The organism is Pseudomonas sp. IT-P44, from assembly GCF_949768225.1.
GTDB classification, from domain to species: Bacteria; Pseudomonadota; Gammaproteobacteria; order Pseudomonadales; family Pseudomonadaceae; genus Aquipseudomonas; species Aquipseudomonas migulae.
In genome coordinates this window covers 1-17,674 of sequence record NZ_CATKQM010000049.1, presented here as the reverse complement: position 1 = coordinate 17,674, position 17,674 = coordinate 1, and the positions used below count along the sequence as shown (strand labels likewise).

Here is a 17,674-nt window from a genome sequence, read left to right as displayed (position 1 = left end):
TTTGGTGCTTTACTGGAAAGACCCCGCCCCCTGCGAGTAGCCCCGCCATGAACCGCAACGACCTGCGCCGCGTGGACATGAACCTGCTGGTGATTTTCGAAACCCTGATGTTCGAAAAGAACCTGACCCGGGCCGGGGAAAAGCTTTTCCTCGGCCAGCCTGCCGTCAGCGCTTCGCTGGCCAAATTGCGTGATCTGTTCGATGACCCGCTGCTGGTGCGCAACGGTCGTGTGCTGGAGCCGACCCAGCGCGCTCTGCAGATTCTCAAGGAGTTGCAGCCGGCGATGGACACCATTTCCGGGGCGGTCAGCCGGGCCAAGGATTTCGACCCGGCCACCAGCCGTGACGTGTTCCGCATCGGCCTGTCCGACGACGCCGAGTTCGGTCTGTTTCCGCCGCTGCTCAAGCAGATCCGCGAAGAGGCGCAGAACGTCGTGGTGGTGGTGCGACGGGTGAATTTCCTGCTGATGTCGTCGATGCTCGCCAGCGGCGAGATTTCTGTCGGGATCAGCTACACCACCGAATTGCCGGCCAACGCCAAGCGCAAGAAACTGCGCGACCTGAGCGTGAAGATCTTGCGCGGTGACAGTCGGCCCGGTGTCCTGACGCTGGATGATTACTGCGAGCGGCCGCACGCGCTGGTGTCGTTTTCCGGGGACCTGACCGGGGCCATCGACAATGACCTGGCGCGCATCGGCCGTTCACGCCGCGTGGTGTTGGCAGTGCCGCAGTTTGCCGGGCTGCGCGCCTTGCTGGCCGGCACCGACATGCTCGCCACGGTGCCGGATTACGCCGCGTGTGCGCTGATCGAAGGCAGCAGCCAGTTGCGCGCCGATGACCCGCCGTTTGACATCAACTTGTCCGAACTGTCGATGGTCTGGAACGGGGTCAACGATAACGATCCGGCAGAACGTTGGTTGCGCGCGCGAATTGCCCAACACATGTCGGCGCCACTGCCGGGGGGTTGAGCGAATTGAAATCCGGATCGGTCTCACGCAGGAAGATCGGCAGGTCCGTCATCGGCGGCATGGCCGGAATGTCGAAGTACATCTGAATCACCCAGCCACGGTGATAACTGGCGTGGTTGACCACGTGCAGCAGCATCGCGCCGGCGCTCATGGTGCCGCTTTCGCCCGAGACGAACGTGAACTCCAGGGGTCTATCCAGCGAGGCGTCGGTCTGGCGTTCGCTCCAGTCGCAGTACCAGTGATCGATGTCTTTTTGTGCCATGCGCAGATCGGCGAGATCGGGATGCAGCAGATCGTGCGAAGTCTTGAAGCCGTGCCCCCGGCCTTCGAGGTGGGCCTGCCAGATGCAGTCCACGACGTAGATGTGGTTCAGCGTGCCAATCATGTTCTTGAACACCGAGACCCGTTCTTTGTTGACCTCGCCCGGTGGCAAATCGGCCAGGCTGTCAAAGAGACGTTGATCGGCCCAGCGTTTGTAATCGGCCAGCATGCGGGCTGTGCGTACGTTAATCATCAGAGGTCTCCCATTGTGATGGGCGCACTGCAAAGCATAGTCCTCGTGAGGCGTGGCAGCTCAAACGCTGATCATCGGTCGCCCAGTGCCTGCGTTACCCGCTCGGCCAGCGCCAGGCAACTGGTCAGCCCCGGCGATTCGATGCCGAACAGATTGACCAGTCCGGGCACGCCATGCGTGGCGGGGTCGCTGATGATGAAGTCGGCGGCGGGTTCTGTCGGGCCAGTGATTTTCGGGCGGATGCCGCTGTAGGCCGGTTGCAGGCTGTCATCGGGCAAGGCGGGCCAGTAACGCCGGATGGCCTCGTAGAAACCATCGGCACGGCGCGGATCGACGCGGTAATCGACGTGATCAACCCACTCGACATCCGGTCCGAAACGCGCTTGTCCACCCAGATCGAGGGTCATGTGCACCCCCAGCCCGGCACTCTCCGGTGCCGGATAAACCAGGTGCCGGAACGGCGCGCGGCCGCTGAAACTGAAATAGCTGCCCTTGCACAAACGAGCCGTTGGCACGTGCTGCGACGACAGGCCCTGAATGCGGCTCGCCACCTGCGGGGCGGACAACCCGGCGCAATTGATCAACTCGCGGCAGCTCAGGGTCATCGGCTGGACGCCGCCCATCTGCAATTCGAAACCGCGTTCACTGCATCGGGCCGACATCAGTGGCGTATGAAACGCCATCGACGCCCCGGCGGCCTCGGCGTCCGCCTGAAGCGCCAGCATCAGGGCATGGGAATCGACAATCCCGGTAGAGGGCGACCAGAGCGCGGCGACGCAGGACAGCGCCGGTTCAAGGTCACGGGCCTGGTTGGCGTCCAGCCATTGCAAGTCTTCGACACCGTTGCGGGCGCCCTGCTCCAACAACTTCTGCAACGCCCCGCGCTGGACATCATCAGTGGCGACGATGAGCTTGCCCAGTCGCTGATATCCGACGCCACGCTCATCACAAAAGGCGTAAAGGCGCTGTTTGCCCTCCACGCATAATTGCGCCTTGAGGCTGCCGCTCGGGTAATAGATGCCGGCGTGGATCACTTCCGAGTTGCGCGAACTGATGCCCACGCCAATGCCCTCGCCGGCTTCGACCAGAATCACTTCGCGCCCGCTGCGGGCCAACGCTCTGGCCACCGCCAGCCCGACCACGCCGGCCCCGACCACCACGCATTCGATATCGACACTCACCTGCCCTGCGCTCCTTTTAAACGATCAAAACGTGCCGGGATAACTGCCGCCGTCCAGCAACAGATTTTGCCCTGTCAGGAAACCAGCGTGGGCGCTGCAGATGAATGCGCAATAGGCGCCGAACTCATCGGGCTGGCCAAAACGCTGGGCCGGCACATTTTTGCGCCGCTGTGCGCTGATGCTCTCAACGCTGGCACCATTGGCCTCGGCGGCGGCGCTCAGGGTTTTGTGCAGACGCTCGGTCTCGAACGGGCCGGGCAACAGATTGTTGATCGTGACGTTGTGCCCGGCCAGCCGCGACTGCCGCGCGAGCCCGGCGATAAAACCGGTCAGGCCGCTGCGGGCGCCGTTGGACAGGCCCAGCACATCGATTGGCGCCTTCACCGCACCGGAGGTGATGTTGACGACGCGTCCAAAACCACGCTCGGCCATGCCATCGACACAAGCCTTGATCAGCTCGATGGGCGTCAGCATGTTGGCATCCAGCGCCTTCAACCAGTCTTCGCGTTGCCAGTCGCGGAAGTCACCCGGCGGCGGGCCACCGGCGTTATTGATCAGGATGTCCACCTGCGGGCAGGCCGCCAATACTTGTTCGCGGACCGCCGGTTCGCTGATGTCGCCGGCCACCGTGCGCACTTCGATGCTCGGCGCCAGGCCACGCAATTCTGCGGCGGCGGCTTGCAACGTTTCGTCGCCACGGGCGTTGATCACCAGGTTCACGCCCTCCTTCGCCAAGGCTCGCGCACAGGCCAGCCCCAAGCCCTTGCTGGCGGCGCAGACAATCGCCCAGCGACCCGATATGCCCAATTCCATGACGATGCTCCCGACGATTCGAAAACCTAACGTTACCACCGTGCGCCGTCGGGATACCCCTGGGAATCGGGCTTGTTCGGCAATTCAATTGTTCCGGATTATCACGAATGGATCGTCCAGAACCTCAGCCATGACAACCTCACGGTTGAAGTGCTGAGGCTGGAAGCGGCCCGGCGGTTGCTGGGAGAGTCAGAGCGCAGTATTGAGCAGATTGCCCGGGGGGATGAGGAGCGCATTCGGTTTTCGTTTCAGCGCAATTTGGGGGGGCACCGCAGGAGTATCGGAAGCGGTTTTCGCGGTAATGAGGGAAGTCTGGGGAGTTTCTTTCGTTCGGGTATGGCTATCTCCCAGCATTGTGCTTGCGTCGCTCATGCGCCTTCAAATTAGAGCTGCTCGCAAAATGTCTGCCGCAAATCAGGCAGAGGAACGATTTTTTTCCGGTGTGGATTCGTTCGTGATCCGCCAAGTGATGGCGATGCCTAAAGCTTTTTTTGCAAACCTGGCATGTGTACGCCTTTTCTCCCGTGTGGATTAGCATATGTTTCTTCAAATCATTGCTCCGACCAAAACTATTGCCGCAGCCTGGGTATGCACAAGGAAATCGTTTAGCAGGGCGCGTTTGCGCTATGCCGGCTCCATAAGCCGCAGCAGAGGTCGAGGACAGGGGGTCGGTCTGGCTCAGGGCGTGCGTTGGTTGACTGGGATCGGGAATGGCTGATGCAGATGCGTAATCCGGGGGCTGAGCAGGCATCGGCTGCGAGATAGTCATGCTCCCGGCGCGAGCAAGTTCTTTGACGAGTTTCAATAGCGGACGCCTATCTTGCGGGGGTTGGCTGTCTATCGTCTCCAGTAAGTTCTCCAACGATAGGTCACTTGCCATAATGTTTGATTGCCCACTGCCATTCGACTGTGCACTTGCAGTGGACGCCCCAAGCAGTGTTTGCGCGCCTTGGTCGCCGTGGAAGGCGCGGACCGCCGTTGACTGGGCGAACATCAGCAACTCCCGGCCTAAGTCATCATCCCCCTCGTTCATCATCCGCCCATCCCGGTCGAAATACCGCAGCGGCGAATTCCCGACAAACCCATACCGATTCAACCCGTCCACCTCCCCCGCCGGGTCCGGGTTGAGCCAGCCATATTGCCACGCTGCGTAATACCGATAACCGTAGTAATGCAACCCGGTGGCGTCACGCTCCTTGCCCGAGTAACCCTTGGTTTTGTACGACGCCTTGGCGGCGTGATGCGCCACCCACCACGCCCGGCCACCAAACGGTAGATAGCCTTCGTCACTGATCACCGCCCCCTGTTCGTCCAGCTCCAGTTGGCTGGAGCGCAGGTGATCGCTGACGCTGTAACTCAAATGATCATTGTCGACCCCGGTAGGCGGTGAGCCGACCCAATGCCACAGCCGCACCGTGTTGCGCCCGGCTTCGATCTCCAGCACATGCCGCTCGGCGCCATCGGCGGTGCGGTGGATTTCCAGACCCGGCAGGTAGCGGACGTCGGCGATCAAGGTGCGGCGTGAGGTCAGTGCGCAGCGCACTTTGCGCAGGCGCTTGCCCCCGCCGCCGTAGCGATACAACTCGACATCGTCCGGGCCGTCTTCGCGGGTAACCGGAGACACCTGACTTAACTGATTGCGCGCGTCCCAGCGCAGCGCTTGCCCGCGCAGCAAGTGAAGCTGATTGCCGTTGCCGTCGAACTCACGGGTGAAATCCGGCGGTGGATCACCGTCGTGCTGGATCACGCGACGGTTGCTGCTCACATCCACGGCCCAACGCCGGGTGAACGGTTGCGCGCCAAGGTGCCGCAATTCCAGGGGGTTACCGCCAGCGTCGTAATCGTATTCTTCGCGGTAGTTCACCAGCGCGTTCGGGTCGTTGGCGGCGCGGTAGACCTCGCGGCCAGTGGCGCAAATCAACCGGTACAGACTGTCGTAGGCGTAGGTGCTGACAGGGTCGACGCGTTGGTTTTTGAAGTAGGTGGTGGTTTTGGCCTGGTCATCGATCCGCACCGGATTGCCGACCGGATCGTAGGTGTAATGCAGCTTTTGCAGCGGCGGTTGATTGGGCAGGCCGGCACTCAAGTGCAGCAGCCACGCGTCTTCCGGGCGGAATTCGGCACGGGTGACCACGCCGTTGCCCGCCGTTTCCTGCTCGACCAGCCGGCCAGCGTTGTAGCGGATCTCGCTGACCAGCGTCACCTCGGCCTCGCCCTGACGCTGCAAGGAAACCGCGCGCAATTGCCCGGCGCAGGTGCGGCTGAACCGTCGGCGGTTGAGCATGGCATCGGTTTGCGTCGCGACCTCGCCCAAGGCGTCGTAGGTCCAACGACTGTCGAAGCCGGATGTGGGTTCGAGTAAGGCATTGCGCGCTTCAATTTCCAGCGGCCAGTGCACGGGATCGAGCGACGCCAGAAAGTGGCTGCTTTCCAGCAACGGCAGGCCGCGCAGGTTGTAGTCGGGCATGTACCGGGTGGTGCTCGGGTCGTCGTGGCGGATCAGTTGTCCGCATTGATTTTTGGGACTGCCGCTGGGACCGCCGTATTGAAAACGTTCGACCACCCGTGGTACGTCGTCCTCAAGTTGCTCGGTCACCGCGATAGGGCGCAATTGTTGGTCATAGGCCCGTTGCCCGGTGCTGCGACTGTCCCAGCGTTGCAGCATTTGCCCCGCCGGGCCGTGCAGCAACAGGGTCCAGCCTGAGTCGACACTGACGTTCAACAACTCAGTGCCGGACAACCCGCGAAGGGAGGTCCGGTTCGGCCCACGCCCCGCAGCCCCTAATCGCGGATCCACACGCGCCACTTCCCGCCCCAACGGATCAAACACCTGCCGGGTGATCTGCGGCTGCGCCGGTTGCCCTACCGCAGAACGGCAATAAGCCACCGCGCGCACCGCCAGACGTCGCGGGTCAATGACCGCGAGATCGGGAGTGTGGGTGTCCACGTCAAGGCTGTTCATTCAGGTTGAATACCATGCGACGCAAACGGCGACTACTGACAGAAACAACAGGTCAATCCATGCCGATGCCAACAGCGGAGCGGATCCAAACCCGCGCATTGAAGTGTTTGTGTGTGCGGCAAGGAACTCCTGACGGCCGCCGCGCATCCTAAATTATGTGGTACTTCCATTACGCTTTCAGAGGACACCGTCATGCGCCGTCTGATCATCATTTCTTCCCTTGTGTTGTGCGTACCCTTCGGCTCGGCTTTCGCGGATGTGGATGCGGGCGATGTGGCCACCTCGGCCGGGGTTTCCGCTTCGCTGTACTCGACGTTCAAGGACGACAAACTCATGATCCCCGCCCGGGATGATGCCTCAAGCTTCGTGGCCAGTGGCGGTGCGATTCGTGGGGTGTATCTGGAGTCGGTCATGCAGCAGATCCGCCAGGACAATCCCGGACTGAACGCCAGCGATGAAGACCTCGCCAGAGCGATTCTGATCCAGGACGGTGCCGCTGCCGGGCAATGAAGGCTGAAACATTCGCGGTGGGGCTTGTGACACCTGACCAGGCGTTTACGGCCCTGCTTCGCTTGCCGGCTACTTTGCGCTTTCAGCGGATGAACGCGCCCATCCGGCAACGAGTTGTGCGTTGATGCTGACGCCACCGCACACCACAATCACCACGTCATGGGCATCGGCAATTGCCGGGTGGTCCAGATAGCCGATTGCCAACGAAACACCGCACGCCGGTTCAACCAGCTGGCGCAAATCGTTGGCGTAACGCACCACGCCCATGATCGCTTCGTCATCGCCGAGCACCACGCATTGGTGAGGAAAATCGAGGATGTGTTGCACCGGCCAGGCGGCCACTTGAGCCGCGCCGAGCGAGGTGGCAACGGTGTCGATGCGCGAAAGCCTGACCGGATGCCCGGCCTTGATCGCGGCCGAAAAAGACGCCGCGCCCATGGTTTCGCAGGCGATGATGCGGCAATCCATACGGCCATGCCGAATCAATCCCGTAAGAATGCCTGCCAGCAAACCACCGCCCCCCACCGACGTCACCAGCGTGTCGACTTGAGGGCAGTCCTCGAGAATCTCATCGATCATCGTGCTGTGCCCTTCCCACAATACCGGATGATCGAAGGCCGGCACGTATTCGGTGTCTGCCCCTTTAGAAAGCTCCTTCGCCCGCTGATTGGCGTCGTCCCAGACCTTGCCGTGAACGATCACTTCGGCACCGGTTTTACGAATCCTCGCGCGCGTGCTTTCCGGGGTGGTGTGTGGCACCACGATGCACGCTTGCAACCCCAGGCTGGCCGCCGCGACAGCGGTGGCGAAACCGGCGTTGCCACCGGAAGGACAGACCACCTTGCGCTTGCCCTCAGCCTTTGCCTGGCTGCACAACAGCCCCATGCCGCGCAGTTTGAACGAGCCGCTGGGTTGCAGGTTTTCCAGCTTGAGCCAGATCCGCCGAGTGGGGGTCGACAAACCCGGGTGCAGGATCAGGGGTGTTCTGATGTGAAGCATGTTGGGTTCCTCGAGCGCGCACCGACGGGTCGAGTTCTTCAACCAGCCGGTGTTGCACGGTCCTTATACAAGCTTAGATCACCCTGGCCCGAGCTTGCTGTTTCAACGATAACGCGGTGCCGCCGTGGAGTTGCCGAACAAGCCCGACAGGGTTTTGCGCTGGGCTTCGTAACGATCCCACTGCTCGCCATCGTGCAGGCCCGGAATGGTCACCACTTCCCCGCTCGCAAGCCCCACCAGTGCAGCATCGACCATGTCTTCAGCGGACATCACGATCTCCTGCGGCAGGTTTTCCACCGGGTTGCCGGCCTCGCTCCAGAAGTCAGTCGCAGTGGCGCCGGGCAGCACGGCCTGAATACGGATGCCTTTATCCGCCAATTCGTGGTGCAGCGATTGGCTCAGGCCCAGCACAAATGCCTTGGTCCCGCCGTACACGCCGTTGAGAATTTCCGGCGCAATTGCGACGATCGAGGAGATGTTGATCACGGTTCCGGTGCCACGGGCGACGAAGCCTGGCACAACCGCGTAGGCCAGGCGCATCAGCGCGGTGATGTTGAGGGTGATCATGTCTTCCATGTCATCCACCGGGCTGCCCAGCAGCGGCATCACGGCGCCGACCCCGGCGTTGTTGACCAGCAAAGTAATGCTGGCGTCGTTACGCAGAATGCCTTCAACTCGGCGCAGATCGGCCCGGTTTTTCAGGTCGGCGGCGACCACTTCCACGGCGCGCCCGGTTTCGTTGCTCAGGTGATTGGCCAGGGCGTTCAGTTTGGCCTGGCTGCGGGCGACCAGAATCAAGTCATACCCCTGACGGGCGAGACGGTCGGCGTAGACCGCTCCGATGCCGGAAGAAGCGCCCGTGATCAGGGCGGTGCCTTTGGACGAGAGAGCCATGTTCAGTTTCCTTCACGGTGAGGCGAGGTGTTCGCCGGGTGTGAACAGTTATAAATTGACTGACGCTTGTCTCAAATGACGTTTAAAGTACGTTTTCAGGACATATCCTTTTGAGGAGCCGGCAATGACTTCCGTAGCGTTTGTGGTGTTTGAAGGCTTCCAGTCCATGGCGCTGGCGGCGATGCCAGTGTTCGAATACGCCAACTTCAGCGCTGGCGAGACGCTTTATACGGTGAGTGTGGTGTCCGAAGACGGCCGCACCTTGCGCGCCTCCGGTGGTTTGAGCGTTGGCACCGAGGCGTTTGGTGAACGGGTGTTCGACACGGTGATCGTGGTCGGCGGCGATGCCATTCTCGAGCAGGCGCCCGAGGGGGTATTGAATTACCTGCGCGGCAGCATCAAGACCGCACGGCGTACGGCGTCGATCTGTTCCGGCGCCTTTGTGTTGGCCCAGGCGGGTTTGCTTGAAGGACGTCGGGCGACCACGCATTGGGCGTACGCACGGGAACTGCAGGCGCGGTTTCCGTCGATCAAAGTGGAAGAGGATCGCATCTACGTGGTTGACGGTTCGATCTGGACGTCTGCCGGGATGACCGCCGGTATCGACCTGGCGCTGGCCATGGTTGAAAAGGATCACGGCGCCGAACTCGCCCGCGCCGTGGCGCAGAAACTGGTGATGTACCACCGACGCGCGGGCGGCCAGTCCCAGCACTCGGCGCTGCTGGAACTGGAGCCGAAATCCGACCGCATCCAGACCGTGCTCGGTTATGCCCGCGAACACCTTGCCGAAGCGTTGTCGGTGGAACACCTGGCGGACGTGGCGAGCCTCAGCCCGCGCCAGTTCAGCCGGGCGTTTCGCGCCGAAACCGGGCAGTCGCCAGCCAAAGCCATCGAAAACCTGCGCCTGGAAGCGGCTCGACAGATGCTGGAACGCGGTCGGTTGACCCTCGATCAGATCGCCACCGAAACCGGTTTTAGCGACCGCCGGCGCATGCGTGAAGCCTTCCTCAGAGCCTTCGGCCAACCGCCGCAAGTAATTCGCCGCAACGCCAGAGCCGAGGTCCTGTAGGAGCCAGCTTGCCGGCGATTGGCCCTTGAGGCAGGCGGTGATTTTGAGAACGCCATCGCCAGCAAGCCGGCTCCTACAGGGGCAGGGGCAATCCCCGTGTCCTCCGTCATATGCACCATTTGTAGGAGCCAGCTTGCTGGCGATTGGCCCTTGAGGCAGGTGGTGATTTTGAGAACGCCATCGCCGGCAAGCCGGCTCCTACAGGGTCCGGGGCAATCCCCGTGTCCTCCGTCATATGCACCATTTGTAGGAGCCGGCTTGCTGGCGATTGGCCCTTGAGGCCGGCGGTGATTTTGAGAGCACCATCGCCGGCAAGCCGGCTCCTACAGGGGCAGGGGCAATCCCCGTGTCCTCCGTCATATGCACCATTTGTAGGAGCCGGCTTGCTGGCGATTGGCCCTTGAGGCCGGCGGTGATTTTGAGAGCGCCATCGCCGGCAAGCCGGCTCCTACAGGATTCGGGGCAACTCTCACGATCCTCGGTCACACACAAATTTTGTAGGAGCCAGCTTGCTGGCGATTGGCCCTTGAGGCCGGCGGTGATTTTGAGAGTGCCATCGCCGGCAAGCCGGCTCCTACAATGAATGGTGTATTCGTTGAATGTGCGGGGTGACTATGAAGATCTCGGCCAGATTGGCGTTTTTCGCCATTGTCAGCACCCTCGCCTACCTCGGGCTCGCCGTATGGGGGCTCGGCGGGTGGGCCGCTTTTTTCTCTCATGGGGCGCTGGTGGTGGTTGTGTTGGCGACGCTGCTGATGACGGTCGCAGCGCTGTTCACCGAGGTCAACCTCAGCTCCGGCGAACGTGAAGACCGGGCCAATCGCTGGGTGCTGCCGGCCTTCGGGGTGATCGGGATAGCGAGCGGTTTTCTACCCGCCTACACCGACCGGATCGACTTCTGGACCTTCGGCGGCGAAGGCGTGCGTTGGCTCGGGGCGTTGGTGTTCATCATCGGCGGTGCGTTGCGCATGTGGCCGGTGTTTGTGCTGGGCAAGCGCTTCAGCGGGCTGGTGGCGATTCAGCCGGGGCATCGCCTTGTGACAGAGGGGATTTATCGCCGTTTGCGCAACCCCAGCTATTTGGGGATGTTGGTGATTGCGGTGGGTTGGGCGCTGGCGTTTCGTTCGGGCGTTGGCCTGTTGCTGGCAGCGTTGACGGTGATCCCGCTGATTGCCCGCATTCATGCGGAAGAGGCGCTGTTGCGGGCGCAGTTTGGCAGTGAATATGAGGCGTATTGCAGCCGTAGCTGGCGGTTGATTCCCGGTCTCTATTAACACCACCTCTCTCTGTAGGAGCCGGCTTGCTGGCGATGGTGTGTCAGTGACATTGATTTGGCTGACACACCATCGCCAGCAAGCCGGCTCCTACAGGGGAGGTGTTGTTACAAAGGAAGCAGGCGGACCTGGCCGTCGGGGTCGACCTGGACGGTGACCGAGCCATAATCGACCATCGTTGCATGCGGCGTTTCGATCGGATGATCGTGAGTCGAGGTAATGATCAACAGATCTGCCCCTGCGGCTTGCGCGGCGAGAATGCCGACCGTGGCATCTTCGAAAATCAGGCAATTAGTCACTTCCACTCCTAACCGCCTGGCCGCCAATCGATAACCCGCCGGATCGGGTTTGCCGGCGCTGACGTCTTCCGCCGTGACCATCACCGCAGGCTCGGGAATCCCCGCCGCCGCCATCCTTCGCAGCGCGAGCGCTTTGGGCGCAGAGGTCACGATGGCCCACTGGCTGGCTGGCAGCGACGTCAGGAAGCCCGCCGCTCTGCGCACCTCGACAATTCCCTCGACATCATCGATTTCCGCTTGGGTAATCCACGCTGCTTCAGCCTCGGCATCGACACCTGGCAATGCCTGGCGGTTGATGGTGTCGATGGCCCGGACGCCGTGAATGGTCGGCAGAAAAGACTCCACATGCACGCCATGGCGCAAGGCCCAGACGGTCCAGATGCGCTCGGCGGCGGCGATGGAATTGAGGACGGTGCCGTCCATATCGAACAGGAAAGCGCGATAAGGCTTGTTGAAAACCGATGGTTGAGCTGACAAGGATGAGCGTCCTTTTGCAAGAGCCGGGCGAGTTTTGCCGAGCAATGTAGCATTGGCTTGTCCGCCGCGTGTTGTTTCAGCCAACCGTCTTCGACTTCAACGCACCTTCCACGCAATCGAGCAACTGCCCCAGCGCCCAGGGTTTCTTGATGAACGACACCTCATGCCGCACGCCGGAAGTCTGCGGCGTTTCGAAGCCGGACATGATCATGATCGGCTTACCCGGCCAGCGGTCGCCGAACTGATTGGCCAGATCGGCACCGTTGAGTTTGCCGGGCATGGTGATGTCCGTCAGCAGCAGTACCACCTTGTCTGCGTGCTGCTCCAGGTAACCCACCGCAGCATCCGCGCTGATCTTCGGTTCGACGGTGAAACCTTCCTCCTGAAGAACTTCGCAGAGAAACTCCAGGATCAGCGGGTCATCTTCAACCACAAGAATCAACCCGCCTGGAAGGTTCTCGCCCGCCGTCGATACTGGACACATGACTTTGCCACTCCCTGATTACCGAATGAATTCGCGGGCTCAAATCCGCTGCCTACAGGTATGAGCAGCGGACTCGGCGGAAATTCATTTTTGATACAGGGAGTCGACGAAATCAGGCGTCCTGCAAAATCAGATCGGCGCCTTTCTGGAATGCAAAAACCTGTAGGAGCGAGCCTGCTCGCGAAGACGGCTTAAAATTCAACATCACTGTTGACTGACATGACGCCTTCGCGAGCAGGCTCGCTCCTACAGGGGATCGGGTTGTTTTGGCTTACTGCGACATGTTGTCCTTTTTCATGGCGTCCTTGGACATCTCGTCTTTTTTCATCCCGTCCTTGGACATGGCATCTTTTTTCATCGTGTCCTTGGACATGGAATCCTTTTTCATCATCGAGTCTTTTTTCATAGCGTCCTTGGACATCGAATCTTTGCTCATGCTGTCCTTGCTCATGCCATCACTGGTTGTCGTCTCGGCGGCAAACACGCTGGCGGCACCTACGGCGAGGCACATGGACAATACGACGGTGGTCAACTTTTTCATGATGAAACTCCTTGAAGCACAGGTTGCGATTGAACGCAGCGTGAGCCGCGCTGTGAAGTTGGCGGGTACCGTCAGCTGCCACCGAACCAGTTGTAGCCCTGGTCTTCCCAGTAGCCGCCGCTGTAGGTGTTGCTGACGAAAATCGCCTGAATGTGTTTGGGGTTCTTGTAGCCGAGCTTGGTGGGCATGCGCAGCTTCATCGGGAAGCCGTATTCGCGCGGCAGCACCGCGCCGTCATAGGTCAGCGCCAGCAAGGTCTGCGAGTGCAGCGCGGTGGCCATATCGATGCTGGTGTAGTAATCGTCGGCGCATTTGAAACCGACATATTTGGCATCGGTGTCGGCTCCGACCCGTTTGAGGAAATCGCTGAACCGCACGCCGCCCCAGCTCCCGATCGCGCTCCAGCCTTCGACGCAGATATGCCGGGTGATCTGCTCGTTCTGCGCCATCGCGCGCAGCTCTTCGAGGCGCCAGCTGCGCTTGTCGGCGACCAGGCCGGTGACTTCCAGCCGATAGCTTTCTTCCTCAACGGTCGGTGCCTCGTCGATGCCGTAAAACGCGTTGAAGGGGAACGGCCGGGTGATCATTGATGCCGGATAGGTCGGTGCCAGTGCATCGGGATTGAACAGCCAGCCCTGCACCCGATCGTTGAACCGTGACATGGATGACAACGCAGTCTCGACGCTTTCGTTGTCGGTCAGGTTGCAGCCCGACAACATGGCCACGCCGCCGAGGGTTAGCCCACGCATCAGGAACGAACGGCGCGAGCGGTCTTCGATCTGCGGCGCAATGATTTTCCGGGCGTCTTTGAGGATGGATGACTCATCCAGGCCTTCGATGGGCTTTTTCATACGGGCTCCTTGCGACCGATAATCATGGCCAGCAGCGTTTTGGGAACGAGCGCGACCATCACCAGATGCACCGCGACAAACCCCACCAACAGCGCCATCGCGATGAAATGCACATGCCGCGCGGCTTCGTAACCGCCGAGTAATTCACGCAACAGCGGAAACTGGACTGACTTCCACAACACCAGCCCGGAGACCACCAACAGCGTGATATCGAGCATCACAAACAGGTAAGCCAGCCGTTGCACCTGGTTGTAATGACTCAGGTCGGCATGCCCCAGTCGCCCGCGCAATGCGGCCCACAGGTCCTGCAGAACACCTTTGGGCGACACCGGGAAGAAGCGTCGAGAGAGACGACCGCTGGCGAGGTTGATGATCAGGTAGACAAGGCCATTGATGGCGAGGAACCACATCGCCGCGAAATGCCATTGCAACGCCCCGCCGAGCCAGCCGCCCAGCGTGATGCCTTTCGGGAAACTGAAGTCGTAAAGCGGCGATGCGTTGTAGATGCGCCAACCGCTGGTGACCATGACCAGCACCGCCAGGGCGTTCAGCCAATGGGTCAGGCGCAGCCAGCGCGGATGGGATGAAGCAGGAATCGGCGACATGATCGGCTCCCGGCGGTTGTTGTTATTCGTTGGAGCCGAGTATGGGAGCCGACAGATCGCCAAATCCTCACGTAAAGTTAAATTAACCGTGATAACTCAGGCCCCTGCTCCTACAGGGAATTGGGTTGTCAGCCCAAGGAGTGCATTTGTGGTTAAAATGCCGCCCCCTCAAATGACCGACACCGCCCGATGAACTCAGATGCGCTCACCACCCTCCACGACCATCTGCTGACCGCCCTGGCCGCGGCACCCGCAGAAACCCGCCGACTGTTCCACGGTCGCGGACGGTGCTGGCCGGGGCTGGAGCAATTGACCGTCGACTGGCTGCAAGGCGTGGTGCTCGTGTCATTGTTCAAGGAACCGGAAGCGGCGCAGCTGGAAGCGCTGAAACAGCGGTTGATGGCACTCACTCAATCGCCGGCGTGGGCGACATCCGGCGCGCATACGTTGGCGCTGCAACATCGCTACCTGCTGCAAAGCACCACCGAATGGCTGGTCGGGGACGTCATCGATGACATGACCATCACCGAGGGCGGCCTGCGTTATCGCGTAGACCTGGGCCGCAAGCAGAACACCGGGCTGTTCCTCGACATGCGTTACGGCCGCGATTGGGTGCGCGCCAATGCCGAGGGCAAGCGCGTGTTGAACCTGTTTGCCTACACCTGCGGTTTTTCCGTGGCGGCCATCGAGGGCGGTGCCGAACATGTGGTCAACCTGGACATGTCCAGCCCGGCCCTGAACCGTGGCCGCGACAATCACCGGCTCAACGGCCACGACATGAGCAAGGTGAGTTTCCTCGGCCACGACCTGTTCAAGTCCTGGGGCAAAGTGATCGGTAAAGGCCCTTATGACCTGGTGATCATCGATCCGCCGTCCTTCCAGAAAGGCAGTTTTCTGTTGACCAAGGATTACCAGCGCGTGCTGCGTCGGTTGCCGGAGTTGCTCACGCCACAGGGCACGGTGCTGGCCTGCATGAACGACCCGGCGTTCGGCGCGGACTTCCTGATTGATGGCGTCATGCGCGAGGCGCCGAGCCTGCGGTTCGAGCAACGGCTGGAGAATCCGCCGGAGTTTCCGGATGCGGATGTCGAGTGCGGGTTGAAGGCGTTGGTGTTTAGGCAGTAACACCGCGCCGCGCCCATCGCGAGCAGGCTCACTCCCACATTTGACCGCGTTCCAATGTCGGAGTGAGCCTGCTCGCGATGGGGGCCTGACAGGCAATAAATCTCTGTGATTTGCCAGTCAACGCGGCTGCAACACCAACGCAAACAACTCCCCATGCCCGTTCACGTTGAGCTTGTGATAGACGTTGCGCCGATGCACTTTCACCGTTTCCGGTGAGATCCCCAATTGCTGGGCAATCGCCTTGCTTGAAAAGCCCTGGAGAATCAGGCGCGCCGTTTCGATTTCGCGCACTGTCAGGCGTGCGTCGAAGCGATCCAGCAACGTCGCCAGATCCCCGGCCACGGCTTCGGCAACCGGGCCTTCTGGCGGCATCAATTGCAGGTGACGGCGCATCGCCGCCAGCACCCAGTCACGCACACAAAGCAGACGGCCCTGCTCTTCCAGGGTAAAACGCGTCGAACGGCCGAGTGACAAACCGAGCACGGAATCTTCGACGTTGATCATGAACTGCAACTCGTCGTCGCCCACCACCGAGCGGAAGTAACTCAGGTAGTACTCGCTTTGCTGAAACTGGTCTGGCGCCAGCGACTCTAGGCTGTGCAAGCCATCGGCAATGCCTGCACACGCGGCCTGATAAAACGGATCGAGCAGGTACATGCCGGCGCTGTAACCGGCCAGTTCCTCATGCTCGTCGGCGCTGCCCTTGGCGTCGAAATCGATCAGCAGGCGCGGCACTCGCCCCGGCCGCAACACCGCAACCAATGCGTTGTCCAGCGGCACCAGCAACCGCAGCGTGTCGACCAGTGCGCGCCAGAAACCGTCCCGGCCCAACGCGCCAAACACCCGCGCCAGGCCCTGGTGCACCGGCAACTCTTTCAGCAACGCGTCCACGCTCTACCCCTTTCGAGTAACCCATGATGGGAATGGGTGAGTCCCCGGCCTGCCGATACGCTGCAAGCACCTGTTCATCACCGGCCTGCAGCAGGCCAGGAGTGCCGCATCATGAGTCGTCGCCTTCAACAGATCAATCTCGGGTTGAGCGCCTGTTTGTGCGTTTCGCTGTCGGCGTTGGCTGCCGAAAGCCCGACGGTTCACGTTTACAACTGGTACGACTACATCGGACCCAACACCCTGCACGACTTCAAGCGCGACACCGGGATCGAGCCGGTTTACGACACTTTCGACAGCGCCGAAGTGCTGGAAGGCAAACTGCTCACCAGCCGCAGCGGTTACGACGTGGTGGTGGCCAGCAACTTCAGCCTGCCGACCCTGATCAAGGCCGGCGCCCTGGCACCATTGCCCCACGCGCAGATGCCTGACTTCAAAAACATGGATGCTGACCTGCTGGCGAAACTGGCCAACAACGATCCGGGCAATCAGTACGCCGTGCCGTACCTGTGGGGCACCAACGGCATTGGCTACAACGTCGATAAAGTCCGCGCCGCGCTGGGCGACAAGGCACCGGTGGACTCCTGGGAGCTGGTGTTCAACGAAGCCAACCTGGCCAAGCTCGGCCAGTGCGGCGTGGCCATGCTCGACTCGCCGTCGGAGATGCTGCCGGTCGCCCTGCACTACCTCGGCCTGCCGCCCAACAGTACCAATCCCGAGGACTACAAGAAGGCCGAAGCGCTGCTGCTCAAACTGCGTCCGCACATCGCCTATTTCAACTCGTCGAAATTCATCAGCGACCTGGCCAACGGCAACATCTGCGTCGCGGTGGGTTGGTCCGGCGCGATGCTGGAAGCCAAGACCAACGCCGAGCAAGCCAACAACGGCGTGAAGATCGCCTACAACCTGCCGAAGGAAGGCGCGCCGGTGTGGTTCGACACCCTCGTGTTGCTCAAGGACGCACCGCACCCGCAGCAGGGTCTGGCCTTCATCGACTACCTGATGCGCCCTGAAGTGATTGCCCCGGTCAGTGATCACCTCAACTACCCCAACGGCAACCGTAGCGCCACGTCGCTGGTGGCCGAAGCGACTCGCAATAACCCGGCGGTGTACCCGTCCGCGCAAGCCTTGGCCACGTTATTCACCCTCCAGCCGCTGCCGCCGGCTACCGAACGCGTGCGCACGCGGATCTGGAGCAAGGTCAAAAACGGGCAGTGAAC

Annotated in this window: 18 protein-coding genes; 6 read left to right on the top strand and 12 right to left on the bottom strand. The window is 61.2% G+C overall.

Translation table 11 applies throughout. The features are described 5' to 3' along the window. Positions 1-47 precede the first annotated feature (47 nt). Positions 48-968 (top strand): LysR substrate-binding domain-containing protein, encoded by a 921-nt coding sequence (locus tag ACM6IO_RS23145; RefSeq protein ID WP_008043533.1) that lies wholly within the window; start codon positions 48-50, stop codon positions 966-968. On the opposite strand, the gene ACM6IO_RS23140 is transcribed toward ACM6IO_RS23145, so the two are convergent. The 4 genes from ACM6IO_RS23140 to ACM6IO_RS23125 all read right to left on the bottom strand — a co-directional run bounded on the left by ACM6IO_RS23140 (position 889) and on the right by ACM6IO_RS23125 (position 6,438). Further along, a complete protein-coding gene (locus ACM6IO_RS23140; protein WP_414912305.1) occupies positions 889-1,482 on the bottom strand; it encodes a DinB family protein in 594 nt (197 codons plus the stop codon). The two genes, ACM6IO_RS23145 and ACM6IO_RS23140, sit on opposite strands and share 80 nt — an antisense overlap. A 71-nt stretch (positions 1,483-1,553) precedes the next feature. After that, complete coding sequence (locus ACM6IO_RS23135; RefSeq protein ID WP_414912304.1) at positions 1,554-2,663, bottom strand: NAD(P)/FAD-dependent oxidoreductase; 1,110 nt, start codon at positions 2,661-2,663, stop codon at positions 1,554-1,556. 24 nt (positions 2,664-2,687) lie between these two features. Next, positions 2,688-3,476 carry an SDR family oxidoreductase gene (locus tag ACM6IO_RS23130; RefSeq protein WP_414912303.1) on the bottom strand — a complete coding sequence of 263 codons (789 nt, stop codon included), beginning with the start codon at positions 3,474-3,476 and terminating at the stop codon, positions 2,688-2,690. A 340-nt stretch (positions 3,477-3,816) separates the two neighbouring features. Then, a complete protein-coding gene (locus ACM6IO_RS23125; RefSeq protein WP_414912302.1) occupies positions 3,817-6,438 on the bottom strand; it encodes an RHS repeat-associated core domain-containing protein in 2,622 nt (873 codons plus the stop codon). Between the two features lie 192 nt (positions 6,439-6,630). Here ACM6IO_RS23125 and ACM6IO_RS23120 point away from each other — a divergent pair, with 192 nt between their 5' ends. Then, entirely contained in the window at positions 6,631-6,948 is a 318-nt protein-coding gene (locus ACM6IO_RS23120) for a DUF2388 domain-containing protein (RefSeq protein WP_008043507.1), read from the top strand. A gap of 69 nt (positions 6,949-7,017) precedes the next feature. Here the strand turns inward: ACM6IO_RS23120 and ACM6IO_RS23115 are convergent, their stop codons facing one another. After that, positions 7,018-7,947: a pyridoxal-phosphate dependent enzyme gene (locus ACM6IO_RS23115; protein ID WP_008034623.1), complete on the bottom strand. Its 930-nt coding sequence runs from the start codon at positions 7,945-7,947 to the stop codon at positions 7,018-7,020. A 102-nt stretch (positions 7,948-8,049) separates the two neighbouring features. Continuing rightward, positions 8,050-8,841 carry an SDR family NAD(P)-dependent oxidoreductase gene (locus tag ACM6IO_RS23110; RefSeq protein ID WP_223416421.1) on the bottom strand — a complete coding sequence of 264 codons (792 nt, stop codon included), beginning with the start codon at positions 8,839-8,841 and terminating at the stop codon, positions 8,050-8,052. 124 nt (positions 8,842-8,965) lie between these two features. Between ACM6IO_RS23110 and ACM6IO_RS23105 the strand changes: the two genes are divergently transcribed. Then, entirely contained in the window at positions 8,966-9,910 is a 945-nt protein-coding gene (locus ACM6IO_RS23105) for a GlxA family transcriptional regulator (RefSeq protein ID WP_223450335.1), read from the top strand. 614 nt (positions 9,911-10,524) lie between these two features. After that, positions 10,525-11,184: a methyltransferase family protein gene (locus tag ACM6IO_RS23100; protein ID WP_008043500.1), complete on the top strand. Its 660-nt coding sequence runs from the start codon at positions 10,525-10,527 to the stop codon at positions 11,182-11,184. Positions 11,185-11,291: 107 nt separating this feature from the next. Here the strand turns inward: ACM6IO_RS23100 and ACM6IO_RS23095 are convergent, their stop codons facing one another. The 5 genes from ACM6IO_RS23095 to ACM6IO_RS23075 form a co-directional block, all read right to left on the bottom strand. Further along, positions 11,292-11,960: an HAD-IA family hydrolase gene (locus ACM6IO_RS23095; RefSeq protein ID WP_414912301.1), complete on the bottom strand. Its 669-nt coding sequence runs from the start codon at positions 11,958-11,960 to the stop codon at positions 11,292-11,294. A gap of 76 nt (positions 11,961-12,036) precedes the next feature. After that, positions 12,037-12,444: a response regulator gene (locus ACM6IO_RS23090; protein WP_414912300.1), complete on the bottom strand. Its 408-nt coding sequence runs from the start codon at positions 12,442-12,444 to the stop codon at positions 12,037-12,039. Between the two features lie 271 nt (positions 12,445-12,715). Beyond that, on the bottom strand, positions 12,716-12,985 hold the full coding sequence (locus ACM6IO_RS23085; protein ID WP_008033131.1) for a pentapeptide MXKDX repeat protein: 270 nt from the start codon (positions 12,983-12,985) through the stop codon (positions 12,716-12,718). Positions 12,986-13,056: 71 nt separating this feature from the next. Further along, the gene (locus ACM6IO_RS23080; RefSeq protein WP_414912299.1) at positions 13,057-13,836 is read right to left on the bottom strand and encodes a molybdopterin-dependent oxidoreductase; all 780 of its coding nucleotides are present in this window, start codon (positions 13,834-13,836) and stop codon (positions 13,057-13,059) included. Next, on the bottom strand, positions 13,833-14,441 hold the full coding sequence (locus tag ACM6IO_RS23075; RefSeq protein ID WP_414912298.1) for a cytochrome b/b6 domain-containing protein: 609 nt from the start codon (positions 14,439-14,441) through the stop codon (positions 13,833-13,835). The genes ACM6IO_RS23080 and ACM6IO_RS23075 overlap by 4 nt, the downstream gene beginning before the upstream one ends. Before the next feature lie 189 nt (positions 14,442-14,630). Between ACM6IO_RS23075 and ACM6IO_RS23070 the strand changes: the two genes are divergently transcribed. After that, positions 14,631-15,566, top strand: coding sequence for a class I SAM-dependent methyltransferase (locus ACM6IO_RS23070; protein ID WP_414912297.1), 936 nt, complete (start codon positions 14,631-14,633; stop codon positions 15,564-15,566). 117 nt (positions 15,567-15,683) lie between these two features. On the opposite strand, the gene ACM6IO_RS23065 is transcribed toward ACM6IO_RS23070, so the two are convergent. Beyond that, positions 15,684-16,457: a helix-turn-helix transcriptional regulator gene (locus ACM6IO_RS23065; protein WP_414912296.1), complete on the bottom strand. Its 774-nt coding sequence runs from the start codon at positions 16,455-16,457 to the stop codon at positions 15,684-15,686. Between the two features lie 111 nt (positions 16,458-16,568). Here ACM6IO_RS23065 and ACM6IO_RS23060 point away from each other — a divergent pair, with 111 nt between their 5' ends. Continuing rightward, a complete protein-coding gene (locus ACM6IO_RS23060; RefSeq protein WP_414912295.1) occupies positions 16,569-17,672 on the top strand; it encodes a polyamine ABC transporter substrate-binding protein in 1,104 nt (367 codons plus the stop codon). Positions 17,673-17,674: the final 2 nt, after the last annotated feature.